This window comes from Kutzneria sp. 744, from assembly GCF_000568255.1.
Classification (GTDB): Bacteria; Actinomycetota; Actinomycetes; order Mycobacteriales; family Pseudonocardiaceae; genus Kutzneria.
Window position 1 is genome coordinate 5,055,685 of sequence record NZ_KK037166.1, and the last position, 23,986, is coordinate 5,079,670.

Annotated in this window: 21 protein-coding genes, 2 pseudogenes and 1 riboswitch; of the genes and pseudogenes, 6 read left to right on the forward strand and 17 right to left on the reverse strand. The window is 70.2% G+C overall.

The window, feature by feature from the left end:
* The 7 genes and pseudogenes from KUTG_RS63840 to rsmI form a co-directional block, all read right to left on the reverse strand.
* A pseudogene (locus KUTG_RS63840) lies at positions 1-316 on the reverse strand (metal ABC transporter permease); the annotation flags it as partial.
* Positions 313-1,323, reverse strand: coding sequence for a methionine ABC transporter ATP-binding protein (locus KUTG_RS22565; protein ID WP_043719346.1), 1,011 nt, complete (start codon positions 1,321-1,323; stop codon positions 313-315). The gene KUTG_RS22565 and the pseudogene KUTG_RS63840, both read right to left, overlap by 4 nt.
* Positions 1,324-1,548: 225 nt before the next feature.
* Positions 1,549-1,639: riboswitch (SAM riboswitch) on the reverse strand.
* Positions 1,640-1,980: 341 nt separating this feature from the next.
* Positions 1,981-2,821, reverse strand: a pseudogene (gene rsmA / locus KUTG_RS56560) (16S rRNA (adenine(1518)-N(6)/adenine(1519)-N(6))-dimethyltransferase RsmA).
* Positions 2,822-2,838: 17 nt separating this feature from the next.
* Entirely contained in the window at positions 2,839-4,299 is a 1,461-nt protein-coding gene (locus KUTG_RS65705) for a resuscitation-promoting factor (RefSeq protein ID WP_157494708.1), read from the reverse strand.
* A gap of 440 nt (positions 4,300-4,739) precedes the next feature.
* Positions 4,740-5,564, reverse strand: coding sequence for a TatD family hydrolase (locus KUTG_RS22585; RefSeq protein ID WP_043719349.1), 825 nt, complete (start codon positions 5,562-5,564; stop codon positions 4,740-4,742).
* 73 nt (positions 5,565-5,637) lie between these two features.
* Complete coding sequence (metG, locus tag KUTG_RS22590) at positions 5,638-7,431, reverse strand: methionine--tRNA ligase (protein ID WP_043719350.1); 1,794 nt, start codon at positions 7,429-7,431, stop codon at positions 5,638-5,640.
* Between the two features lie 31 nt (positions 7,432-7,462).
* Complete coding sequence (rsmI, locus tag KUTG_RS22595; protein ID WP_052396647.1) at positions 7,463-8,353, reverse strand: 16S rRNA (cytidine(1402)-2'-O)-methyltransferase; 891 nt, start codon at positions 8,351-8,353, stop codon at positions 7,463-7,465.
* Between rsmI and KUTG_RS22600 the strand changes: the two genes are divergently transcribed.
* Positions 8,343-9,932, forward strand: a complete 1,590-nt coding sequence (locus KUTG_RS22600; protein WP_084579671.1) for a dolichyl-phosphate-mannose--protein mannosyltransferase — start codon at positions 8,343-8,345, stop codon at positions 9,930-9,932. The genes rsmI and KUTG_RS22600 overlap by 11 nt on opposite strands.
* 59 nt (positions 9,933-9,991) lie before the next feature.
* Here KUTG_RS22600 and KUTG_RS22605 read toward each other — a convergent pair whose 3' ends face one another.
* Positions 9,992-10,243 (reverse strand): hypothetical protein, encoded by a 252-nt coding sequence (locus KUTG_RS22605; RefSeq protein ID WP_043719352.1) that lies wholly within the window; start codon positions 10,241-10,243, stop codon positions 9,992-9,994.
* A gap of 82 nt (positions 10,244-10,325) precedes the next feature.
* Here KUTG_RS22605 and KUTG_RS22610 point away from each other — a divergent pair, with 82 nt between their 5' ends.
* Positions 10,326-11,270, forward strand: coding sequence for a lysyl oxidase family protein (locus tag KUTG_RS22610; RefSeq protein WP_043719353.1), 945 nt, complete (start codon positions 10,326-10,328; stop codon positions 11,268-11,270).
* Positions 11,271-11,310: 40 nt separating this feature from the next.
* On the opposite strand, the gene KUTG_RS22615 is transcribed toward KUTG_RS22610, so the two are convergent.
* From KUTG_RS22615 to KUTG_RS22625, 4 genes are all read right to left on the reverse strand, one after another.
* Positions 11,311-12,030, reverse strand: coding sequence for an ABC transporter permease (locus KUTG_RS22615; RefSeq protein ID WP_043719354.1), 720 nt, complete (start codon positions 12,028-12,030; stop codon positions 11,311-11,313).
* A complete protein-coding gene (locus KUTG_RS22620) occupies positions 12,030-12,944 on the reverse strand; it encodes an ABC transporter ATP-binding protein (protein WP_043719356.1) in 915 nt (304 codons plus the stop codon). The genes KUTG_RS22615 and KUTG_RS22620 overlap by 1 nt, the downstream gene beginning before the upstream one ends.
* Positions 12,945-13,047: 103 nt before the next feature.
* Positions 13,048-13,200, reverse strand: a complete 153-nt coding sequence (locus KUTG_RS63855; protein WP_232240896.1) for a polysaccharide lyase family 7 protein — start codon at positions 13,198-13,200, stop codon at positions 13,048-13,050.
* On the reverse strand, positions 13,197-13,583 hold the full coding sequence (locus tag KUTG_RS22625) for a polysaccharide lyase family 7 protein (RefSeq protein WP_052395237.1): 387 nt from the start codon (positions 13,581-13,583) through the stop codon (positions 13,197-13,199). Before KUTG_RS22625 ends, KUTG_RS63855 begins: the two co-directional genes overlap by 4 nt.
* 160 nt (positions 13,584-13,743) lie before the next feature.
* On the opposite strand from KUTG_RS22625, the gene KUTG_RS61575 reads away from it, so the two are divergent.
* Both KUTG_RS61575 and KUTG_RS61580 read left to right on the forward strand, forming a co-directional pair.
* The gene (locus KUTG_RS61575; protein WP_052395239.1) at positions 13,744-14,451 is read left to right on the forward strand and encodes a substrate-binding domain-containing protein; all 708 of its coding nucleotides are present in this window, start codon (positions 13,744-13,746) and stop codon (positions 14,449-14,451) included.
* Entirely contained in the window at positions 14,397-14,834 is a 438-nt protein-coding gene (locus tag KUTG_RS61580) for a substrate-binding domain-containing protein (RefSeq protein WP_232241476.1), read from the forward strand. Before KUTG_RS61575 ends, KUTG_RS61580 begins: the two co-directional genes overlap by 55 nt.
* On the opposite strand, the gene KUTG_RS22635 is transcribed toward KUTG_RS61580, so the two are convergent.
* From KUTG_RS22635 to KUTG_RS22655, 5 genes are all read right to left on the reverse strand, one after another.
* On the reverse strand, positions 14,796-15,527 hold the full coding sequence (locus KUTG_RS22635; RefSeq protein WP_043719358.1) for an SWIM zinc finger family protein: 732 nt from the start codon (positions 15,525-15,527) through the stop codon (positions 14,796-14,798). The genes KUTG_RS61580 and KUTG_RS22635 overlap by 39 nt on opposite strands.
* Entirely contained in the window at positions 15,524-17,962 is a 2,439-nt protein-coding gene (locus tag KUTG_RS22640; protein ID WP_232240897.1) for a DEAD/DEAH box helicase, read from the reverse strand. The genes KUTG_RS22635 and KUTG_RS22640 overlap by 4 nt, the downstream gene beginning before the upstream one ends.
* 516 nt (positions 17,963-18,478) lie before the next feature.
* Positions 18,479-19,252, reverse strand: coding sequence for an ABC transporter permease (locus KUTG_RS22645; RefSeq protein ID WP_043719362.1), 774 nt, complete (start codon positions 19,250-19,252; stop codon positions 18,479-18,481).
* Positions 19,249-20,187: a daunorubicin resistance protein DrrA family ABC transporter ATP-binding protein gene (locus KUTG_RS22650; protein WP_043719364.1), complete on the reverse strand. Its 939-nt coding sequence runs from the start codon at positions 20,185-20,187 to the stop codon at positions 19,249-19,251. Before KUTG_RS22650 ends, KUTG_RS22645 begins: the two co-directional genes overlap by 4 nt.
* Positions 20,188-20,274: 87 nt before the next feature.
* Positions 20,275-20,850 (reverse strand): PadR family transcriptional regulator, encoded by a 576-nt coding sequence (locus tag KUTG_RS22655; RefSeq protein ID WP_043719365.1) that lies wholly within the window; start codon positions 20,848-20,850, stop codon positions 20,275-20,277.
* Positions 20,851-20,999: 149 nt separating this feature from the next.
* Here KUTG_RS22655 and KUTG_RS58840 point away from each other — a divergent pair, with 149 nt between their 5' ends.
* Together KUTG_RS58840 and KUTG_RS22660 are read left to right on the forward strand one after the other, a co-directional pair.
* Entirely contained in the window at positions 21,000-21,143 is a 144-nt protein-coding gene (locus tag KUTG_RS58840) for a hypothetical protein (RefSeq protein WP_157494709.1), read from the forward strand.
* A gap of 19 nt (positions 21,144-21,162) precedes the next feature.
* Positions 21,163-23,976 carry a helix-turn-helix transcriptional regulator gene (locus KUTG_RS22660; protein WP_043719367.1) on the forward strand — a complete coding sequence of 938 codons (2,814 nt, stop codon included), beginning with the start codon at positions 21,163-21,165 and terminating at the stop codon, positions 23,974-23,976.
* Positions 23,977-23,986: the final 10 nt, after the last annotated feature.

Consider the following 23,986-nt stretch of genomic DNA (forward strand, 5'->3'; position numbering starts at 1 on the left):
CTCCGATGGCCAGCGGCACGATGGCCGCGGTCGGGCCGATCGAGGTGCCGATCAGTGGGCGGGTGACAACCTGTTGCAGCAGCACGATGAGCACGATGAACGGCAGCGATCGGCCGAAGTCCACCACGGTGCCCAGGATCCGGTGCAGCAGCGGGACGGGTCTGAGGCCGTCCGGCGCCGACACGTGCAACAGCACGCCCAGCGGGATCCCGAGCGCCGTGGCGAACAACGTCGCCACGCCGACCATGTACAGCGTCTGGCCGAGCGCGGGGTGGAGCAGGTCGAACACATCGGACCACGGAGTGGTCGGTCTCACGCAGCGACTCCCTGCGGACCCTTCGGGGTCCGTCGAACGAGGGCGCCGGCCTCGGAGATCCACTCGAGCGCGGAGTCGGCCCGTTCGCCGGTCAGGCCCAGCCGGAACCGGGCCACCGGGGTCTCGCCGAGACGGGTCAGTCCGCCGCCGAGCACGGCGAGGTCGACGCCGAACCGGTTGGACGCCTCCGGCAGCAGCGCGCCCACCGCGGCGAAGCCGACCAGCACCACGTCCGCGACGCGGTCGTGGTTGCCGGCGACGCCGTCGGTCTGGTCGAGCGCGGGCAGCAGCGCGTTGGCGGTACGACTGTCCACATCGGACACAAGGTCGAGCAGTTTGCCGTTCTCCACGATCCGGCCGCCGTCGAGCAGCGCCACGTCGTCGCAGATCCGGCGGACGACCGCCATGTCGTGTGTGACAACAACAACCGTGACTCCGAGCTCCGCTCGGGCCCGGTCGAGAACGGTGAGCACGGAGCCGGCGGTCTCCGGGTCCAGCGCCGAGGTGGGTTCATCGGCCAGCAGCACCGCCGGGTTCGCGGCCAGCGCGCGGGCGACCGCGATGCGTTGCCGCTGCCCACCGGAAAGCTGGTCCGGGTACGACGCCGCCTTGTCCGTCAGGCCCACCAGATCGAGCAGTTCGCCCACGCGACGACGCCGCGTCGGGCCGTCAACACCCGCGGTTTCCAGCGGCAGCGCCACATTGCCCGCCGCCGTGCGCTGACGCAGCAGGGAATCCCCTTGCGGCACAACGCCGATCTGCCGCCGCGCCGCGCGCAGGCGGTTGCCGTCCAGCGTGACGAGGTCGGTTCCGTCGACACGGATCGCGCCGCTGTCCGGTCGCTCCAGCAGGGCGATGCAGCGGGCCAGGGTCGACTTGCCGGAGCCGCTCGGGCCCACGACGCCGCACACCGCGCCGGCCTGGACCTCAAGGGTGACGCCGTCCAGCGCGCGCACCGCGCCGCTGCGGCTGGGGAAGGATTTGACCAGATTGTCGACAGTGATCACTTTATGCTCCACGGCACGCGCGGCCACGCACGCTCATGGCGCGCGTATGACCGTCCTTTTTGGACCGTCCTAACCGGACGGGGCGATTAAGGGTGAACCGACAGCAGCGGCGGGTAGGGTGTTACCGGCCGGCCTGACAGCCCGTGGCGGTGCGGCGGCACTGATCGACGACTCGACGGCGGGTGAGCAGCAGAGCTGCGCACACTCGGGCGAGGTCCATGACGTCCTCCATCGGTCCTGGCGGTAGCACCTGCCCGGGGTCGGGTGGTTGCTGCGGCTTCGTCGATCCAGGTCTCTCGGCCGCTCGGGATGGATGCAAGTAGCAGTACACCCGACCGGTATGTGGAAAATCAAGCCATGCCCAGGAAGAACCACGGATCGTTCGGTAAGTCACACCGATGCCCGGTGATTACTCGGTTCACGACGTATCCCACGGTAGGTTCCCCGGCACCCAGGGTTATCCACAACCCGGCAAGTTGTCCACAGGCCGGACACTTTCAAGATCATCCAGGTGAGGGGCTCGATAGAATGGCATCGGGGACGCCCCCCTGGGTTGGGTTGGGGGCTGCGGTGTGGGGGCGCGGCTGAATCCGAAAGTCACGGGGTGGCGGGAAGAAGCCGATGGGGGCGGGTGTTGCCGCAGACGTGGGGGGGGGACTACGCGGCGGCGGCTTCGGCTACGCGGACGAAGTCGGCGATGCCGAGTTGCTCGCCGCGCAGGGAGGGGTCGACGCCGGCGGCGGTGAGGAGCTGGCCGGCGCGGTCGGCGGAGCCGGCCCAGCCGGCGAGGGCGGCGCGGAGGGTCTTGCGGCGCTGGGCGAAGGCGGCGTAAGGGTGAAGAGGGCCTCGCGTGACACGGAGGACGGACCTCGCGGCGGGTGAAGGCGACGAGGGCGGAGTCGACGTTGGGCACGGGCCAGAGGACGGAGCGGGGCTCGGGTCCGGCGCGGCGGGCGGAGGCGTACCAAGCGAGCTTGACGCTGGGAACCCCGTAGACCCGACTGCCGGGACCGGCGGCCATGCGGTCGGCGACCTCGGACTGGACCATGACGAGCCCGGTCCGCAGTGACGGCAGCTCGGCCAGCAGATGCAGGATGATCGGCACGGAGACGTTGTACGGCAGGTTGGCGACCAAGGCCGTGGGGGCGGCGCCGAGCTGGTCGGCGGTGACCCGCATGGCATCGGCGCCGACGACGGTGAGCCGGGACGCGAAGTCGGGGGCGAACTCGGCGGCGGTCGCGGGGAGCCGGGCGGCCAACACCGGATCGATCTCGACGGCGACGACGGCCTGGCACACGGGCAGCAGCGCCAGGGTCAAGGACCCGAGGCCGGGACCGACCTCGAGGGCGACGTCATCGGCGGTGACACCGGAGACGGCGACGATACGCCGCACGGTGTTGGTGTCGTGCACGAAGTTCTGGCCCAGCTTCTTGGTCGGACGGACGTCCAACTCCTGGGCAAGGGCGCGGACCTCGACGGGTCCCAGCAGTTCGGGCACGAAGCGAGATTCTAGGCTCAGCTCAGGCCGAGCTCGCCGGCGCACTGCCACGGCTGCAGGCCACGGGCTGCCCGCACGCGGTTGGCGATGGCGATCTGCTGCTCACGGGTGGCCAGATCGGCCCGCGGGGCGTACTGCCCCCCACCGTTGGACAGCCAGGTCGGGTTGTTGAACTGCAGCCCGCCGTAGTAGCCGTTGCCGGTGTTGGCGTGCCAGTTGCTGCTGGACTCGCATACCGCGATGCGGTCCCAGATCTCGTCGCCGGGCAGCGCCTTGGTGCCGTTCTTGACGATCTTCGGCTTCATCGGCGTGATGACCTGGACGCCGATCTGCTGCTTGTCGGTCTGCTTGCCGTTGTGCATGGTGACCCGGTAGGTCACGTTCTGCTTGCCGACCGTGCCCGGGTCCATGACCTGTGTGACGCCCTCGTCGAGGGTCGGGTCGTTGACGATCTGCGTCGTCGGCTGGATGTCCTGGTTCTCCTGGACCACCGTGACGCCGTTGCGGCTGACGGTGATCTGGGCGCCGCTGGCCAGCTTGGTGTCCGAGGCCGGGGCGACGTTGTCGTCCGCGCCCAGGGAGATGTTCAGGGACTTGAGCAGCTCCTGGATGGTCACCGCGTAGGTGGTGAGCTGCTTGGGGGCGTTGCCGCCGTCGCTGATCGTGACGGTCTTGGCCGTCTTGACGTCCATCGACATCCCGCCGAGCGGGATCTGCTTGGACGGGTCGACCGAGAGCTTGGCGTTCTCGGTCTTGACGCCCATCTCGCGCAGCGCGTCGGCGACGTTCTGGGCCTTGACCCACTGGGTCTTGGACACGCCGTCCACGGACACGGTCATGGTGCGGCCGCGCTGCAGGACGATCTTGCCGCCGTCGGCGATGGAGGAGTTGGCCGAGGGCATCAGCGAGTCGTGCGCGCCGGCGGACAGGCCCTGCTTGGCCAGCACGTCGCCGACGGTGCCGGAGTACGTGTGCACGGTCATCTCGTGGCCGTCGACATCGACGGTGACGGCCTTGTCCATGGCCAGCGCGGTGGCGCCGCCACCGGCCAGGCTGACCAGGGTGGCCATGACAGCGGCCTTGATGAACCGGCGCTTCCACGGCGACTTGGCTTCGAGGTCGGTCTTGACGACCGACTTTCGCTGGGGTTCCGGGACGAGGTTGGCGTCCTGGAGGCCCTCTTCGAGCTCTTCCCAGCACTGGCCCAGGCCCTCGGTGAGCGGACCGGCGTCGTCACGGATGATCGGCAAGACCGTGGTCTTGGCGTTCATCAGCTCGAGCAGCTGGTCGAGCTCCATGTTGACGGAGTTGAGGATGTCCTGGGCGTCCGGTCCGAGGACGTCCATCACGTCCTGGGTGGAGACATACGCCCCGCCGGGCACGAACTGGCGGGTGGACTCGAGCTCGGCCTCCCAGTCCCAGTCCCAGTCGAGGTCCGGCCGCACTGCGGTCCAGCTCGAGGACTGGCGCTCGGCCACGGCCACCCCGGTGTGGGGTGCCCAGAAGCTCTGAGCGCTCTGCGCCTGAGTCGGCGCTTCCTCGGACGCGCGCGGTCTACGGTGCCTACCGGTCCCAGTCACGGGGTCGTTACCTCCGAAAAGCCGATGATCCGCGAAGAGTTCCGCGGCTGGTCTCGCCTAGCCGACGTCAGCCGCTGGTACTTCTCCTCGCTTCACTCGGGTCTCGTGCTCCGACTTGCCTTGTCTGTCGTCCCGTAGTCAACGCCGTCCAGCTGGTTCCCTCACGGGCTCCGGCTGTCCCCGACGAACGCCGACCTGACTGCGGGCCGGTGGCGGGACATCGCTGTCCGACCCACCGATCACGGGACCGTAACGGAGGTCGAGCGTGTGAGCAAACATTCCCGGGGTTGTTGTGTCTCCAGTCACACCACAGGGTGATTCTTTCTCCGTACGCACGGTCATACGCCCAGGCCGAAGACTCGGTTCACCGTTGCGGTGACGATTGTTGCCAACTCACCGACGTGCACTCCCCGTAGATCAGCGAGTTCACGGAGCGTGTACGCGGCGCAGTACGGCTCGTTCGGACGACCCCGGAACGGGTGCGGCGTCAGGAAAGGCGCGTCGGTCTCCACAAGCAACTGTTGTAGTGGGACAACCATTGCCGCGTCCCGCAACGGTTTCGCGTTGCGGAACGTGACCGTGCCCGAGAACGACAGCACGTAACCGTTGGCCACGCAGCGTCGCGCCAGATCCACGTCGCCGGAAAAGCTGTGGAACACCACGGTCTCCGGGGCGCCCTCCTCGTCCAGGATGCGCATCACGTCCTCGTGCGCGTCCCGGTCGTGGATCATCAGCGGCTTGCCCAGGCGCTTGGAAAGCTCGATGTGCCAACGGAAAGCGTCCTGCTGGGCATCGTGCGGGGCGTAGTCCCAGTAGTAGTCCAAACCGGTCTCGCCGATCGCCACCACCCGCGGGTGCGCGGCCAGCGCGGCCAACTCGTCCCGCTCGGCCTCGCCGAAGTCCTTGGTACGCGTGGGATGCAGCGCGACGGCGGCGAAAACGCGATCGTCCCAAGTGGACGCTTCGACGGCCCAGCGCGCGGCGGCCATGTCATCGGCGACGGTGATCGCGTGGCCGATGCCCGCCGACTCGGCACGGTCCATCATGGACCGGACATCAGCGGAATCCTTGGCGCCACAGGCTTCCAGATGAGTGTGGGCGTCGACCGCCGACACCGGAAGACGCTCCGGTATCGGCGGCCGTTCTCCCTTGCGAGGTGTCACGGCTCTCGCCTCGCGGAGCGAGGCGAAGCCGCGACTGAGGTCGCTGTGCTCATTGGCGAACTCGCAAGCTCGTTCACTTCTCGATCGGAGCCCACTCCGGACCGGTCTCGCCCAGCTCCGGGTCGAGCTTGGCGAACAACGGGGTCGGCTTGCTCAGCGGCACGCCGACCTCGATCGGCGTGGACTCCCACCTGGCCTGCTCGGTCGTGTAGTCACCGGTCAGCACGGGGTACTCGCGCGACGGGTCGTCCAGGTCGGTGACCTCGCGCATCTCCGGCTGCGAGGCCCACAGGCCGGTGCCGCCCAGCAGCTCGTGGATCTTCTGCGCGGAGTGCGGCAGGAACGGCGTGAGCAGCGTGTTGGCGTCCTTGACCACCTGCAACGCGGTGTGCAGCACCGTGTCGCGGCGGGCCGGGTCGTCCTTGAGCTTCCACGGCTCCTGGTCGGACAGGTACTTGTTGGCCGCCGACACCACCCGCATCGCCTCGCCGATGCCGGCACGGAAGCGCGAGTGCCGCAGGTGGGCGCCCACGGTGTCGAAAGCCGCCTTGGACAGCGTCTTCAGGTCCTCGTCGGCCTGGGTGGGCGCGGTCGGCGCCGGCACGGCTCCGACGTTCTTGTGCGCCATCGAGACCGAGCGGTTGACCAGGTTGCCCCACTCGTTGGCCAGCTCGAAGTTGATCCGCCGGACGAACTCGTCCCAGGTGAAGTCCACGTCCTGGGTCTCGGGGCCGGCGGCCGAGATGAAGTAGCGCAACGCGTCCGGGCCGAACTCGGCCAGGAAGTCCCGCACGTAGATGACCCGGCCCCGCGAGGTGGAGAACTTGGAGCCGCTCATGGTGAGGAACTCGCTGGAGGCGATCTCCGTGGGCAGGTTGAGCGTGCCGTACGGCCCGGGCTTGCCGCCCTTGTCGCCGGCCCCGTTGTGCCCCATCAGCAGCGCGGGCCAGATCTGGGCGTGGAAGGTGATGTTGTCCTTGCCCATGAAGTGCACGATCGGCGTCTCGGGGTCGGTCCAGAAACGCTTCCACGCGTCCGGGTCGCCGCTGCGCCGGGCCCACTCCACGCTGGCCGAGAAGTAGCCGATCACGGCGTCGAACCACACGTAGAACCGCTTGAGGCCCTGGTCGCGCCAGCCGTCCAGCGGGATCGGCACGCCCCAGTCCAGGTCGCGGGTGATGGCCCGCGGCCGCATGTCGTCGACCAGGTTCTTGGTGAAGTTGACGACGTTGGGGCGCCAGTCGGTCTTGGACGCCAGCCACTCGCCCAGCGTGCGGGTGAACGCCGGCAGGTCCAGGAACAGGTGCTCGGTCTCGACGAACTTGGGCTTCTCGCCGTTGATCCGCGACTTGGGGTTGATCAGGTCGGCGGCGTCGAGCTGGTTGCCGCAGTTGTCGCACTGGTCGCCGCGCGCGCCGTCGTAGCCGCAGATCGGGCAGGTGCCCTCGATGTAGCGGTCGGGCAGGGTGCGGCCGGTGGACGGGCTGACCGCGCCGGTCGTGGTCTTGGGCAGGATGTAGCCGTTGTCGTTGAGCGCCAGGAAGATCTGCTGCACCACGTCGTAGTGGTTGCGCGTGGTGGTGCGCGTGTACAGGTCGTAGGTCACGCCGAGGGCGCGCATGTCCTCCGCGACGACACGGTGGTACTTGTCCGCGGTCTGCTGCGGCGTCAGGCCCTCCTTGTCGGCCTGGACCAGGATCGGGGTGCCGTGCTCGTCGCTGCCGGAGACCATGAGCACGTCATGGCCGGACATTCGCATGTAGCGGGCGAACAGGTCGGAGGGAACACCGATACCGGAGACATGGCCGATGTGACGGGGGCCGTTGGCGTAGGGCCAGGCCACCGCCGTCAGCACGGAGGCACTCATGGGCGTAAGGGTACGGGGACGCCCCGACTGATTACTTCTTGGCCGCGACCACACTGTCGTACAGCGCCTTCTTGCTGACGCCGGCACCCGCCGCGACCTCGGCAACCACATCCTTGAGGCGTTGTCCAGCGGCTACCCGCTCCTGCACCGCCGGCACCAGGTCGGCCACGTCGGTGACGTCCACGACGACCGGCTCGGCCCCGGCGAACACCACCGTGACCTCGCCGCCGACCCCGGCGGCGGCCCACTCGGCCAGCTCGGCCAGGGTGCCCCGCCGGACCTGCTCGTCGGACTTGGTGAGCTGGCGGCAGACCGCGCCCCGGCGGTCCGCGCCCAGCACCTCGACGGCATCGGCCAGCGTCGCCGCCACCCGATGCGGTGATTCGAAGATGACGCAGGCCCGGGTCTCGGCGGCCAGCGTGGCCAGCCACTTGCGGCGCTCCCCCGGCTTGCGCGGCGGGAAGCCGTCGAAGCAGAACCGGTCGACCGGCACCCCAGACAGGGCCAGCGCGGTGACCACCGCCGACGGGCCGGGCAGGCAGGTGATCGGCAGGTCCTCGGCCACGCAGGCGGCGACCAGGCGGTAGCCGGGGTCGGACACGCTCGGCATGCCGGCGTCGGTCACCAGCAACACCGTTTGTCCGGATGCGACCGCCTTGACCAGCCCGGGCAGCCGGGCCGTCTCCACCGCGTCGTAGAAACTGACGACCTTGCCGGCGGGCTTGACCCCCAGGCCGGCGGCCAGCGAACGCAGCTTGCGGGTGTCCTCCGCGGCCACCAGATCGGCCGTGGCCAGGGCATCCACCAGACGCTGGGTGGCGTCGCCGAGGTTGCCCAGGGGCGTCGCCGCCAACAGCAGACGGCCGGTGCCCGATACGGTATTCACGCCACTCACCCTACGATCGACCCCCGTGACGACCATCGTGGAGCGGACCGAACCCGAGCCCGACGGCGTGGTGGACGTCGGCGAGCTGCCGCCGGCGACGCAGCCGTCCACCGCCGGGCCACTGGAACGCCTCGCCGTCTGGCGGCCGACGGACACTGTCCGCGGGTGGCTGGTCACGCTCAGCGTCACGCTGCTCGGCGCCCTGATCCGGTTCTGGGACCTCGGCTCGCCGACCGACCGCGGCACGCCCGTGTTCGACGAGAAGCACTACGTGCCGCAGGCGTGGCAGATGCTGCGCAACGGCGGCTACGAGGACAACCCCGGCTACGAGCTGGTGGTGCACCCGCCGGTCGGCAAGTACCTGATCGCGGTCGGCGAGTGGCTGTTCGGCTACGACGGCTGGGGCTGGCGGTTCTCCTCGGCCATCGCCGGCACGCTGTGCATCTTCCTGATCGTCCGGATCGGACGGCGCCTGACCCGCTCGACCATGCTGGGCGCGCTGGCCGGTGTGCTGCTGATCTGCGACGGCGTCAGCCACGTGCAGTCGCGGTTGGGCATGCTGGACATCTTCGGCGCGCTGTTCGTGGTGGTCGCCTTCGGTTGCCTGCTCGTGGACCGGGACGTCGTGCGCAACCGGTTGGCGGTCGCGGTCAGCGAGGGCTGGGTCGGCGCGTCCGAGTTCGGGCCGCGGCTCGGGTTCCGCTGGTGGCGCTTCGCCTGCGGCATCTCGCTGGGACTGGCCTGTGGCGTCAAGTGGAACGGCATCTACTACATCGTCGCTTTCGGCCTGCTGTCGGTGATCTGGGACGCGACCGCGCGGCGGGCGGCCGGGGTCGAGCGACCGTGGGCCGGCGCGATCGTGCGTGACGTGCTGCCGGCGCTGTGGGCCATCGTCGTGATCTCGGTGGCCGTGTACTTCGCGTCCTGGTGGGCCTGGTTCGGCAGCGAGACCGGCGTCGACCGGAACGCCGCCGGCAACACGGTCGCAGTCTCCAGCTGGCTGCCCAACGCCTTCCAGTCGTTCTTCTTCTACGAAGGCAACGTGCTGCACTTCCACGCCAACCTGATCACCGGCGCGCCCGGGGTCGGCACCCATCCGTGGGAGTCGAAGCCGTGGACGTGGCCCATGGGCCTGCGGCCGATGCTCTACTACATCGAGCAGTCGCCCAGCCCGCTGGCCGCCGGCTGCGGCGCTTCGGAGTGCGTCAGCGCCCAGATGCTCGTGGGCACGCCGGCGATGTGGTGGCTGGCCTTCCCCATGATCGGCTGGTCGCTGTGGCGGGCCGTCATCAAGTTCGACTGGCGCCACGCCGCCGTCATGGTCGGCTACATGGCCGGCCTGCTGCCCTGGTTCGTCAACATCGACCGGCAGATGTTCTTCTTCTACGTCACGCCCATGGCGCCGTTCCTGGTGCTGGGCCTGGTCTTGGCCTGCGGCGACATCCTCGGCCGGGCCCGCGCCGGGGCCGAGCGGCGGGGCACGGGGTTGCTGGTGGTGGCCATCTACACGGGACTGGTGGTGGCCAACTTCGTCTGGCTGTGGCCGATCCTGAACGGGGACCCGATCAGCGCCGCCCAGTGGCAGGCCGAACTCTGGCTCCCCAGCTGGCGCTGACCCCGCTTTACACTTCCTGACGTTCAACGAGAGGATCGGTCCCTTGATCTTGCCGAAGGTCAGGGGGTGAGGGCGGTGGTGAGGGCGGGCTTCCAAGGGTTGTCGCAGCAGGGGCGGTCGATGCGGTCGCCGGCCTCGAGGTCGGCGACGACCTTGCGGATGCCGGCGGCGGTGTCGGCGTCGGACCTGGACACGACGGCGGCGACGGCGTCCAGCACGAGGGCGGCCTCACGCAGCGCGGGGGCGGTCACGACGCGGGCGTCCTGAAGGGACGGAAGCGGGGCGGTGACGGGTTCGGTGGCAGCAGACACGGGCCGAGGTTAAGGGCATCCACGCACGGTCACAGCGGACATCACCCGATCGGGTCGGAGGCCGCGTGGCTAGGTTGAGGCCATGACGGCGACTGCGCGGTTCCTTGCTGTGGCGGCGGTTCTGACCCTGCTGGCGACGACGCCCCCGGCCGAGGCCGCGGCGCCGATGCTGGTGCCGGACCTGCGCCAGGCGCCGGTCGGCTGCGCGGGCAACCACCGCGGTGACCCCCAGGACTGCAAGGACTGGGACGTCTGCATGGTCACGGATGTCAACGCCCCCAACGCGCCGTGCGTGACGTCCGGCGACATCAGGGCGGTGCGGCTGCGGTTCACCTCGTCGGAGGAGAACATCGGCGACGGCCCGCTGCTGTTCTACGCCCACCGGGACAGCACGCTGTTTTCGACGATGTCGGTGCGGCAGGCCTTCCAGAACGGCGTGCACGGCCCCATCCCGGACACGTTCCGCAACGCCCAGAAGCCGTCCGGCACCAGCGCCTACTACGAGCCGGCCCCGGCCCACATGCACTGGCACCTGCTGAACTTCGAGCGTTTCCAGCTGCGGACGCTGTCCGGCAGCGCGGTGGTGTCCGACCGCAAGAACGGCTTCTGCCTGGGCGACCGCTACGACGTGCCGGACAAGGCGTCGCTGCAGCACCGCGTGCACGAGGACGAGGAGCCCGAGGCCAAGCTGCACCAGGTCCTGATCTACAACATGTGCGGCCACGAGCAGCCCGGCGCCACCGACGTCACCGAGGGCATCTCCGTGGGCAGCGGCGACGACTACCGCTACACCGTGGACTTCCAGTGGCTGGACATCACCGGGGTGGCCTCGGGCGTGTACGACGTGGTGAACACGGTCAATCCGGATCGGACGCTGACGGAGAAGAACTACGACAACAACTCGTCGTCGATCGCGGTGTCCGTGCAGTGGCCGGACGGCGCGAAGGGGGCGCCGTCGAGGATCACGGCGCCCCCTGTGGTGCGGCTGCTGCGCAGCTGCCCCGGCAGCGAGACCTGTTCGGGCTGACGGCGGCTCGCGCACTCCCCTCTGGCGCGCGAGCCGCCGATCAGACGCGAGCGGAGTCCCGCCGGTAGCGGAGCGCGACGAACGCGCCGGCCACCACGATCCAGGCCGCCATGGTGATCACGCCCTGGAAGCTCAGAACGTTGCCTGCCAACGCGTCATGTCCGAATTCCGCCAGCCAGTAGCTCGGCAGGGCCTGGGCGATGTCGGTCATCACGGCCGGCAGGGCACTCAGCGGCAGCCACAGGCCGCCGAGCATGCTCAGGCCCAGCATGAGCACGGTGCTCATGGCCTGGGCCGAGTCGCCGGTGGCCAGCAGGCCGATGAGCAGGCCCAGCACCGCGGTCGGCAGCACGCCCAGCCAACAGAAGACGATCAGCTGGAGCCACGTGCCCGGGCTCAGGTCCACATGCATGAACAGCACCCCGGCGGCGTACACCAGCAGCAGGCTCGGCAGCGCGACCAGCATCGCCGCCGCGACCTTGGAGATCAGGTAGTCCACGCCGCTCAACGGGGTCAGCCGGAGCTGGCGGTTCCAGCCGACCTGGCGTTCGATCGCGGTGCGGGAGCCGGTGCTGACCGAGGCGGCCACCGCGCCGAAGGCCGCCATGCTCACCATCAGGTAGGCGACGACGGCCGGGTCGCCCCGGCCCTCGGCCGAGCTGAAGCCCAGGAACATCACCAGCGGGAACGCGACGGTGAAGATGGAGAACCGGGGCGAGCGAAGCAGCCTGCGCACCTCGAAAGCCAACAGCGCGCCCATCAGGCGGCCTCCTGCCTGGTCAGAGTGACGAATGCGGCCTCAAGGCCGGCGCCTCGGACCTCGATGTCGCGGGCCTGCGGGTGGCGGTCGAGTAGCTCGCGCAGGGCCGTGTCGGAATCCACGCAGGCCAGCTCGGTGGAGTCGCCGCGGACCAGCACCGAGGTGACGCCCGGCAGCAGGGCCAGCGCGCCCTCGTCGGCGTGCGGGATCTTGGCCGTGATCACGCGGCCGGCGGCGAGCGAGCGGACCTGGCTCACCGAGCCGTCGGCGACGACCCGGCCCGAGCGCAGCAGCACGACCCGGTCCGCGTAGTCCTCGGCCTCGGCGAGGTAGTGGGTCGCGAACACGACCGTGCGGCCGGTGTCCGTGTAGGAACGCATGGCCGCCCAGAACTCACGGCGGCCCTCCACGTCCATGGCCACCGTCGGCTCGTCGAGGACCAGCAGGTCCGGGTTGCTGGCCAGCGCCACCGCGAAGCGGACCCGCTGCTTCTCGCCGCCGGACAGCGCCCCCACCTTGCGGCCGGCCAGCTCGGCCAGGCCGGCCCGCTGGAGGGTTTCCTTGAGCGGCAACGGTTTCGGGTACATCGCCCGGAACAGCGCCACCGTCTCGGACACCGTGGCGTCGTCCAGCAGTCCGCCCGACTGGAGCATCGCGCCCACCAGCCCGGCGGCGACGGCCTCCCTCGGCGCCCGCCCGAACACCGACGCCGCGCCCTGGGTCGGCTCGGCCAGGCCCAGCAGCATGTCGATCGTCGTCGACTTGCCGGCCCCGTTCGGCCCCAGCAGCGCCACGACCTCCCCCGGCGCGATCGTGACGTCGACCCCGTCGACGGCGCGCACGTCGCCGAAGTGCTTGACCAGTCCGCGGAGGCTCACGGCGGCGCCCCGGGTGACGGTGTCTGTGCTGTCCATGGCACATAGCCTGTCGCCCCGAAGCGTCCCGGCCCTGGCACACCTGTCAGGGCCCCGCCATGACAACTGTCATGGCGGGGCCCTGTAGGTAGCTGCAGTCGGATCAGGAGCGGGAGAAGCTCAGGGCGTAGAAGTGCACCAGCGCGCCGACGGTCGAGCTGCTGCTACTGCTCTGGTTGTAGTCGCCGGCCTTGAAGTACGGGGGATAACCGCCGAACGAGGACGGCACGGCGTAGCTCTTGGGCGCCTTGCTCACGGCGACGGTGGCGTTGAGCTTGTGCGTGCGCTGAGCTGGCAGTACTTCGGCGAGTTGTCGGTGTTCGTCTCGCGCAGCTCGGACCGCGCGTAGTTGGAGCCGTTGAAGTGGCCGCCGTTCTCCGGGGACCAGAAGGTCATCGAGCCGTCGGTCTTGTCGGTGTAGAAGTAGGCGTCCTGGAAGCCGTTGGCGCCGGTGAGCTTGGCCGGGGCGATCTCGGTCGGGTTGCCGGGCGAGCCGATCGGCAGCTGGAGCTGCCAGTGCGACAGATCGAAGTTGCCGCCCGGGGCGGCCGCCGGGTTCAGCGCCGGGGCCGCGGTGGCCGGGCCGGCCGCCAGCAGCAGGCCGAGCGCGCACAGGCCGGCCGTGATGGTCTTGTTCACGAGTGCTCCTTGTCCGACGATGCCGGCGATGGCAGGGTGTCGCGACGTCGTGCGAACTCCGAGCGGCGGTGTTGTCGGATGTAGGAACCCGTTGACACACGGTCAATATCGCCGGAGCCAACCGATCCGAATCGATCGTTCGGGCGCGAAGGAGGAGCGCGTGGGGACGTCCGCCGAGCACCGCCGCCACCGGATACTGGAGATCGCGCAGGAACTGGGCCGCGTCCAGGTCGCCGAACTGGCCGAGGAACTCGGCGTCGCGCCGGTCATGGCCCGCCGCGACGTCGCGGCGCTGGCCGCGCGGGGACTGCTCACCCACGGGTACGGCGTGGTCTCGTGGCCGGAGCACGTGCCGCCGTACCTGCCGGTCGCCGTCGGGCGGGCCCGCCGCTCGAACCGTGCGACCCTCGGAATGCTGGTCCCGAGCGGCGCGTACTACTTCGGCGAGATGGTGCGGGGCGCGCAGGAGGCGGCGACGGCTGCCGATGCGCGGCTGGTGGTCGGCGTCTCGGGCTATCGCCGGTCGGAGGATGACGCCCAGGTGCGCAAGCTGCTGGCCGCCGGCGTCGACGGGCTGCTGCTGACCCCGAGCGCGGACCCCGGCGCGAGCGCCATCGCGCCGGCCGGGCTCCGGGATCTCGCCGTGCCGGCGGTGCTGGTCGAGCGGCGGCTGCCGGGGCCGTTCGCGCTGCCGATGGACCGGGTGGGTTCCGATCACGGCTTCGGCGCGTTGCTGGCCGTGCGGCACCTGGCCGAGCTCGGGCATCGTCGCATCGCCCTGGCCGCCCATCGCAGCCCGACCGGCGCCGCGGTCTGCGCCGGCTACCGCTCGGCGCCCTCGCCCTCGGCGCGCCCCCGGTTCCCGTGATCAATACCTTTTCCCTGCGCACCGACCCTTCCGGCTTCGACATGGCAGCATCACGGCTGCTCGCCGCGATCCGCGAGCACGCCGTCACCGCGGCCCTCATCCATAACGACGTCGACGCGATCATGCTGCTCCAGCGCCTGCGCGCGGCCGGTGTCCAGGTGCCCGAGGAGTTCTCGATCGTCGCCTACGACGACGAGGCGGCCGGCACCGCCGATCCGCCGTTCACGGCCGCCCAGCCGCCGAAGCGGGAGATCGGCCTGACCACCGCGCGAATGTTGCTCGGCCGGCTCGGGGACCGGCGCGACGCCTGGTCGCCGCGGTGGCAGGTGAATCTGATGCCCCGGCTACGAATCCGCGACTCGTGCTGGCCCCTCGGCCAGTAGCTGCCGGGCGCGGGTCGCCGCCGTGGCGGCCGCGCCGGCCAGCGCCCCGGCGTCCATGCCCGGCGGCGGTTCGATGCTGAGCAGCCGCAGCTCCCCCGTGGCCGGCGGCGGCGGTTCGGGCAACGACGGGGCGGGCCGGGCGAAAGCCTCGGCGGCCAGGACGGTGTTGTCGTTGTGGTGTCGGGAAACCTCCTTGGTGAGGGACTCGGCCGAGCGGCCTCGCAGCAAGAACAACAGGGACGGATCGGCGTCGAGCAGCCAGGCCGCCTGGTAGCAGAGGGCCGCGGCGTGTTGGCAGGGGTTGCCCCAGTCGTCGCAGTTGCACTGGGCGTCAAGATCGCCGACGCCCGGCACCACGGCGGAGAGGTCGTGCGGCAGAAATCCGTCCAACAGGGCGGCCAGGTGTCCCGATTGGAGGGACGCCTCGGCCACCAGCGCCGCCCATGCGTTGTCGGACAGGGCTTCCACGGCGATGCTGGTGCTGAAGGCATTGTCCAGCACCGCCGCAATCCGGCCCGGGCTGATGGTGATCGGCCCGATCTGGCCCTGGCCGGCGATGCGCCGACCGGCCTTGGTCAGCCCGGCGTCGACCGCCGTGTCCTCCATGGCCTGGATCCACGCGGTGCCCCACCAGGTGGGCTGTCGGCGCCGGCTACGAGCGGGAAAAGCGGGAAAGCCTTGGGCGTCGGTCATCGCAGCCTCACCAGATCCGACAACTCCGCATCGGTCAGCTCCGTGAGAGCCGCCTCGCCGCCGGTCAACACCGCGTCGGCCAGGGCGCGTTTGGCCGTGAGCATGGCGGCGATGCGGTCCTCGATGGTGCCCTCGGTCATGAACCGGTGCACCTGCACGGGCCTGGTCTGCCCGATGCGATAGGCGCGGTCGGTGGCCTGGTCCTCGACGGCCGGGTTCCACCAGCGGTCGTAGTGCACGACGTGGTCGGCGCGGGTCAGATTCAGGCCGGTGCCGCCGGCCTTCAGCGAGATGAGGAAGATCGGCACCTCGCCGCCCTGGAACCGGTCGACCATCTCCTCGCGACGGGCGACGGGCGTGCCGCCGTGCAGGAGCTGGCTGGGCAGCCCACGGTCGGCGAGATGCCGGGAGAGCAGCTCGGCCATGGCCACGTACTGCGTGAACACGAGCACCGCGTGGTCCTCGGCGACGATGGTGCCGACCAGCTCGTCGAACAGGGCGAGCTTGCCGGAACGGCCGGCGAGGCGGGCGTCGGTCTGCCTGAGGTACTGGGCCGGGTGGTTGCAGATCTGCTTGAGCGAGGTGAGCAGCTTGAGGATCAGGCCGCGGCGGGCGATGCCGTCGGTCTGGGCGATCTCGGCCATGACCTCGCGCACCACGGACTCGTACAGCCCGGCCTGTTCCCGGGTGAGCGGCACGAGCTGGTCGGTCTCGGTCTTGGCCGGCAGCTCGGGCGCGATGCCGGGGTCAGACTTGCTGCGCCGCAACAGGAACGGCCGCAGCATCCGGGCCAGCCGCCGGGCGGTCTCCTCGTCCTTGTCGGCCTCGATGGGCTTGGCCCACCGCCGCCGGAACGCGGGCTGCGAGCCGAGCAGCCCGGGCGTGGCCCAGTCCAGGATGGCCCACAGCTCGGACAGGCTGTTCTCGACGGGCGTGCCGGTGAGAGCCACCCGAACACCGTTTCCGATGCCGCGCAAGGCTTTCGCGGTGGCGGACCGGGCGTTCTTCACATGCTGGGCCTCGTCGGCGACGACCAGATCCCAAGGCACGGCAGCGAGTTCTTCGGCGTCGCGGCGCATGGTGCCGTAGGTCGTGAGCACAAAATCGTCGACGTCGGCGAGGTCGCGGGCCGAGCCGTGGAATCGCCGAACCGAGACGCCAGACGCGAAACGGCGGATCTCCCGTTCCCAGTTGCCGAGCAGCGAGGCCGGGCACACCACCAGCGTGGCGCCAGCCGAACGGTGCAGGTGCAGGGCGATGACGGTGATCGTCTTGCCCAGGCCCATGTCGTCGGCCAGGCAGCAGCCGAGGCCGAGCGAGGTCATGCGGGCCAGCCAGCGCAGGCCGCGCAGCTGGTAATCGCGCAACGTCGCGTTCAACGCCGGCGGCTGCGCCAACAGCTCGGCCCCGCCCTCGGCGTCGGCGATCCGGTCCCGCACCGTGGCGAGCCAGCCGTCGGCGACGACCTCGATCTGCTCACCGTCGATCTCGGCGGTACCGGTCAGCGCGAGTCCGAGCGCTGCCAACGGGTTCAGCGGCGTGAGCTCCCGTTGCCGGACGCGCCGGGCCAGGTCGGCGTCGACGAGCTGCCACTGCTCTCGCAGCCGCACGATCGGCCGGTGGGCCTGGGCCAGCTGCTCCAGCTCGTCCTTGGTCAGCGGGTCGTCGCCGAGGGCGACCTGCCAGTCGAAGCGCAGGGCCTCGCCGCCGCCGAGGAAACCGGGCATGTCCTTGGGCGCCGAGCCGCCGCCGATGGCCACCCGCGTGACCAGCTGCTGGGCCAGCTCCTTGGGCCAGTGCACGGGCACGCCCTTGGCCGCCAGCCGGTCGGCCGCGCCGCCCAGCAGCTGTCGCACCTCGTCGTCGAGCAGGATGATCTCGTCGGGAATCTCCTTGTGCAGCAAGGAGTTCAGCGCCGGCCAGACCCGGGCCGCCCGGCGCAGCGCGACCAGGGCCTGCGACTGGGCACGGGCTTTGCCGGCCCCCGCCCACGCCTCGGCGGCGTCGCTGACCACGCCGGGATCGGACAGGCTGTGCAGTTGCACGACGACCCGGAACCGGTTGTCGAACTCGATGCGCAGCGACACGCTGACGCCGTCGGCCCAGGTCCGCAGCTGCGGCACGCGTTGCGGGGTAGCGGCCAGGAACGCGGCCTCGCTGCCGCCACGCGGGAGCCCGTCGGCGATCGCGTTCAGGAAGTCCTCGACCAGCTCACGGGCGTCCGGCAGCTCCAGCGGCAGCCGGTCGGGCACCGGCACCGCCCGGGCCTCGGCCGGCATGGCGGCCACCAGCTCGCCGATCCGCCCCTGGTCGGTGGGGTCGAGGGGGCCGATGCGCCACGCGTCGTAGTCGCCGGGCGAGACCGTGGGCAGCAGCCGGCCGCGGGCGACCAGCTGGAGCGCGACCACGGTGGCCGCACCCCAGAACGCGGTCAAGATAACATAACCGCATATCGTCGGACCGTGGCGCGTGGGGGATCCAACTGTTTCCTTGCGAATTCCGATAGGAGTCGTGCCGAATCTGACAACATGCCGCGCTGTGACCGGTATTAATGAATCCTATAGGCATAGGGGTACCTCAGCCCACCTGGGTGGCAACTATCTGATTCGAGAGTGGATCTGTGACTACATGTACCAAACGCTGTGACTAGGGCAGGTGATCGGCTACTAGCCGTAAACTATCGACATAGTTTCGAAGCTGTAACTAGTGCTCTCGACCCTAAGCGGCATATTATATTGTCAGTTACTCGACGCTTTGAACATAAGCTCTGTTCGGCTGGCGTTTTGTCGTGGGTGAACCTAATCGCGCTAGGACCTTAACTGTCCCCCTTCTTAAGCGTCGGTGTACTCCAAAAGCCTCCGTGGGGAGCTCGGCGCCCCAGAAGGCCATTCTGCCCAATCGCGGCGGATCCGCGGGTTCGAACACGACGGGGCAGCGCGTCAGTTCGTCCACTATCGGCTCAACCTCCGAAATGCGCGTACCGACAGCGGGAAGAACACGGCCACCAGGAGCAGCGGCCACGCCACCGCGACCCCGATCCATCCGTCGGCCAGGCCCGGGTTGCCGAACAGGTCGCGGGTGGCGGCCGCGGTGGCGGACAGCGGGTTCCAGGTGGCGATCGCGCCCAGCCAGCCGGGCATGGTGTCCGGCGAGACGAAGATGTTGGACAGGAAGCTGACCGGCCACACCACCACCTGCACCAGCGTCACCGCGCTCGGGTCGGCGACCATCAGGCCCAGCCAGATGCCCACCCACAGGAACGCGAACCGCAGCAGGAGCAGCAGTCCGAACGCGGCCAGGGTGGCGCCGACGCCGCCGTGCGGGCGCCAGCCGACGGCCAGGCCGCAGGCCGCCATCACGACCAGCACCAACACGGAGTTCAGCATGTCCGCCCCGCAGCGGCCGACCACCACCGCCGACTGCGACATCGGGATCGACCGGAACCGGTCGGTGACGCCGCGCGAGGCGTCCGTGGTGACGGCGAGCAGCGTGCTCTCCACGCCGAAGCCCATGGTCATCACGAACATGCCCGGCAGCAGGAACTCCCGGTAGTCCCCGCCGCCCGGCACGGCGATGGCCCCGCCCAGCAGGTAGCCGAACATCAGCACCAGCAGGATCGGGAACAGCAGGCTGACCACCACCGGCGCCGGCTGCCGGACCCAGTGCCCGAGGTCGCGCCGGGTCATCGTCCACCCGTCGGCGACTGCCCACCGGAGGCTGCTCACGCGGACACCTTTCCATCGGTCAGGGTCAGGAACACTTCGTCCAGGGTGGGCCGTCGCAGGGCGATGTCCTCCACCGGCACGCCGGCGGCGTCCAAGGCCCTGACGGTCTCGGTCAGCGCGGCGACGCGGTCTCGCACCGGGGCGCTGAGCCGACGCCGGTCGAGATCCCGCTCGGGTTCGGCATCGGCCACCTTGCGCAGGAGCTCCGCAGCGGTGCCCAGGTCGCCGACATCGTGCACGACGACCTCGATACGGTCGCCGCCGAGCCGGGACTTGAGCTCGGCCGGGCTGCCCCCGGCGATCACCCGGCCGGCGTCGATGACGGCGATCTGGTCGACCAGCTGGTCGGCCTCGTCGAGGTACTGGGTGGTGAGCAGGACGGTGGCGCCGTCGCCGGCCAGCGACCGCACGGCGTCCCAGACCTCGTTGCGGCCACGGGGATCCAGCCCGGTCGTGGGCTCGTCGAGAAACAGCACGTCGGGCGCGAGGATCATGCCGGCGGCCAGGTCGAGCCGCCGTCGCATGCCGCCCGAGTAGTGCCGGACGGCCTTGTTCCCGGTGTCGGCCAGCCCGAACCGGTCGAGCAGCTCGGCGGCCCGGACCCGGGCCTTCGCGGCGCCCAGGTGGTAGAGCCGGCCGAACAGCTCCAGGTTCTGACGGCCGCTCAACACCTCGTCGACGGCGGCGTGCTGGCCGACGAGGCCGATGCGCCGTCGCACCTCCATGGGGTGGGTCGCGACGTCGAAACCGGCGACCTCGGCCCGGCCGCCGTCGGCCCGCAGCAGTGTGCTCAGGATGCGTACGGACGTGGTCTTGCCGGCGCCGTTGGGTCCGAGCAACCCGCACACCGTGCCGGGCCGAACCCGCAGGTCAAAGCCGTCGAGCGCGATTTTGTCCCCGAACCGCTTGCGCAGTCCGTCGACGAGAACTGACATTCGCCCCCCGATCGAGTACTAAAACTTGAATACCCGTGGGTGCCAGTGTGCACCCGCGACGGCCGGGTATGCAAACTTGAATAGCGATCAGGCCGGACGGGGCCAGCTGCCGGCCTTGCCGACCGTGCCCGGATCGCCGGCCATCGCGTACATGCCGCGCTCCAGCCGCTCGATCAATCCGCTGGTCCAGGCCAGGTCGTCGGCCGCATCGGTGACGCGCAGCCGGTACAGCTCGCGCACGTGCGGCGGCTCCTGCCAGCTCGTGTACTGCTCGCCGGCCTCCGCGCGGATGGCCTCGACCGCCTCCATCCGCACCCGCAGCAGGGCGATCGCCTCGGCCCGGGTCAGCGCCGGCAGCAGGGCCAGGCCCGCGGCCAGCATGTCCGGCCGCGGCTCCGGCTTGCGCAGCGCGTCGGCCAGCAGCCGTTTGAACTCGAACTCGCCCTTCTCGGTGAGCTCGTAGTCGGTACGGCCCGGCACGGCCCAGTCCTCGTGCAGGAAACCGGCCTTCACGCCCTGCTTCAACGCGTGATAGATCGAACCCCACTTCACATTGGCCCAGATCTCCGCGCCCCACGACATCACGTCGTTGCCGATCAGGTAGCCGTGCGCGCGCCCGTAGCCGCGCACCACCCCCAACACCAACAACCGCGTCGCCGACATGGGGTGCAGCCTAAGGCGGCCCGCAGATCACCCGGGTACCCCCTCAGTTCTCCCGGGTCGGCTTCGGCGTGGAGAACGACGTGACTGCCCAATGCCTGAGGGGGTGCCTCAGACCGAACCTCAAGGTGGCCGAAAAGGGGAGGTTCGTCATGTGGCAGCTGAGCGACTCGAACTACCAGTACGTGATGGAGCAGCAGAAGGCCCAGCGGCAGGCCGCCGAGCAGGTGCGGGCGGCCCGGCGCGGCAACCGTCGGCGCTGGTGGAAGCGGGGGAACCAGCCGCAGAGCCGCTGATCTTGTGCAACCATGCGATGTGCCGCGCATCGGATCGGGGATCCCGTTGGTCGGCCGTCGCACGGAGTTGGCGGCGCTGGAGTCCGCACTGTCCGCCGCGGCGGACGGGCGGGCCGGGGCGGTGCTGCTGGCCGGTGACGCCGGCGTCGGCAAGTCGCGGCTGCTGGCGGAACTGACCGCGCGGGCCGCCGACGCCGGAGTGCGGGTGTTGACCGGACGGTGCCTCGACGTGGAACGCGCCGGTCTGCCGTATCTGCCGTTCGTGGAGGCGCTGGGCCGGTTGCCCGAGTCCGGCGCCTCCCGGCTGGACGACGCCATGGAGCAGCTGCGGCTGTTCGAGGCCGTGCACACCGAGCTGGCGGAGCTGGCCGCCAACTCGGTGGTGCTGTTGGCGTTGGAGGATCTGCACTGGGCCGACGCCGCGACCCGGGACTTGTTGCTGTTCCTGGTTTCCCGGCTCAACCGGCAGCGGCTGCTGGTGGTGGCGACCTATCGGGTGGACGACCTGCACCGGCGGCATCCGTTGCGGCCGTTGCTGACCGAGCTGGGCCGGTTGTCCACTGTGGATCGGGTGGAGTTGGCTCCGTTCGACCGGGCCGACGCGATGACCTTCGTGTCGGCCCTGTCGGACGACGCGCTGGCCGATGAGACGCTGCGCAACATCGCCACCCGGTCGCAGGGCAACGCCTTCTTCTGCGAGGAGCTCATCGCCGCCTACGGCACCGCCGTGCCGACCGGGCTGTCCGATCTGTTGCTGTCCCGAGTCGAACGGTTGGGCCGCGATGCCCAGCGCGTCGTCCGTGCCGCCTCCGGGGCCGGTGGCGAGGTGGAGCATTCGGTCTTGCAGGCGGTCGCCGAGCTCGACGATCTCGACGAGGCGCTTCGCGAGGCCGTGCAGCACAACGTCCTCGTGACCGCCGAGCGCGGCTACGCCTTCCGGCACGCCCTGCTCCGCGAGGCCGTGTACGAGGATCTGCTGCCGGGAGAACGGTTTCAGCTGCACGCCAAGTACGCCCGGGTGGTCACCTCGCCGGCCTCCCTGGCGTATCACGCATTGCAGAGCCATGATCTGCCGACAGCGTTCAAGGCGTCGGTGCAGGCGGCCGACATGGCCGTCGAGCTTCGCGCGCCGGCCGAGGCCCTGCACCACGTCGAGCAGGCATTGCGATACTTCGGCGCGGTGTCGGAGCCCGGCGTCAGCGAGTATTCGTTGCAGCGCCTGGCTTCCCGCATGGCGTCCGCAGCCGGCGACTCCGACCGGGCGGTGGCCTACGCGCGGTCGGCGATCGGCTTGGCCGACGACCCGGAGACCGGCGCCGAGGCCAGGCATCAGCTGGTGCTCACGCTGATCCCGTTGGAGACGGCTTCGGCGGAGATCGCCGCCGCGGTCAGCGAGGCCTGGGAGCTGGTCCAGGACCGGCCGCAGAGCGTCACCCGGGCGAGGATCATCGCGCTGCGGGCCCGGGAGTGGGCCTGGTACGGGTCCGCCGGGCTGGACATCGACGAGCTGGAACGCCTGGCCGAGCAGGCCCGGGACGAGGCGATGCAGGTCGGGGCCGACGATGTCGCAGTCGACGCGCTGATCACCCTGGCCGTCTACGCCGAGTGGCGCGACCGGGCCGAGGAGGCCCAGGAGCTGTACCGGGCAGCCGCGACCAGGGCGGCGGAGATCGGTGCCTACGCCGTCGAGCTCCGCGCCCGCAACAACCTCGCGGTCAACCTGTTCATGCAGGGGCGAGTCCAGGACGTGGTCGTGGTGGCGAACGAGCTCGTCGAACGGGCGGTCGAAGTGGGTCTGGCCTGGTCAGAGCTCGCGGTCGAGGCCCGGGTGGCCCGGATGGCGGTCCGATTCAACATGGGCGATCGCGCCGCGGCCGAGAAACTCGAAGACCACACGACCGCGCCGCGTTGGGCGTCGATGCGGTTGGAGGCGGCCGCCCTGTACGAGCTGGCCGTCGCCGGTCGGTTCGAGGAGGTGGACGAGGCGGCGGCCCGGATCATGACCTACTCCGACGATGCCAACATCGTCGGGCGCGTCCGCTTCGCGCGGGCCGAGGCGGCGACATGGCGGGGCGACCTGCGCGAAGCCGTCGACGAGAGCCTCCGGCTCATCGCCTCGATCGCCGAGGCGCCCCGGGCCAGCGTGACCAAGGCCAGACGGGCCGGCGCGATGGCGGTCGGCGCGCTGGCCGACATGGCCGAGCAGGCCTGGCGCCGTGGCGACGACGACGCGGCGCGCGACGCCATCGCCGAGGGCGAGCGCGTGCACGAGCTGGCCCTGACCGAGGGCGAGTACTCGCTGGATCACCAGTGGCGCGAAGACATGCGCAATCCGGAGACCGCCTGCATGGAAGCCCGGATGGACGCCGAGCTCAACCGGCTGCGCGATGATGTCGACGTCGAGCTGTGGCGGGTCGCGGTGGCCAAGGCTGTGACGTTCAGATATTGGCATGCTTCTGCCCGGTGGCGGTTAGCAGAGGCGCTGATCAACGACGGCCGGCGGGAAGAGGCCATTGTGGAGCTTCGGGCCGCGCACGCCGAGGCCGTCCACATGGGAGCGTTGCCGCTGCGCGACGCCGTCGAGGCGTTGGCCAAGCGGGCTCGTATCGAGGTCGCCGGCGTGGAGGTGGACACCGAGGACCTTTTCACTCCGCGCGAGCGGGCGACGCTGGAGCTCGTGGCCGCGGGCCTGACCAACCGGCAGGTCGGGGAGCGGCTCTACATCAGCGAGAAGACGGCCAGCGTGCATCTGTCCCGCGTGATGGCCAAGCTCGGCGCTTCGAGCCGGACCGAGGCCGTCTCGCTCGCCTATGAGCGTGGACTGCTGGATTAAATCCTCCGAG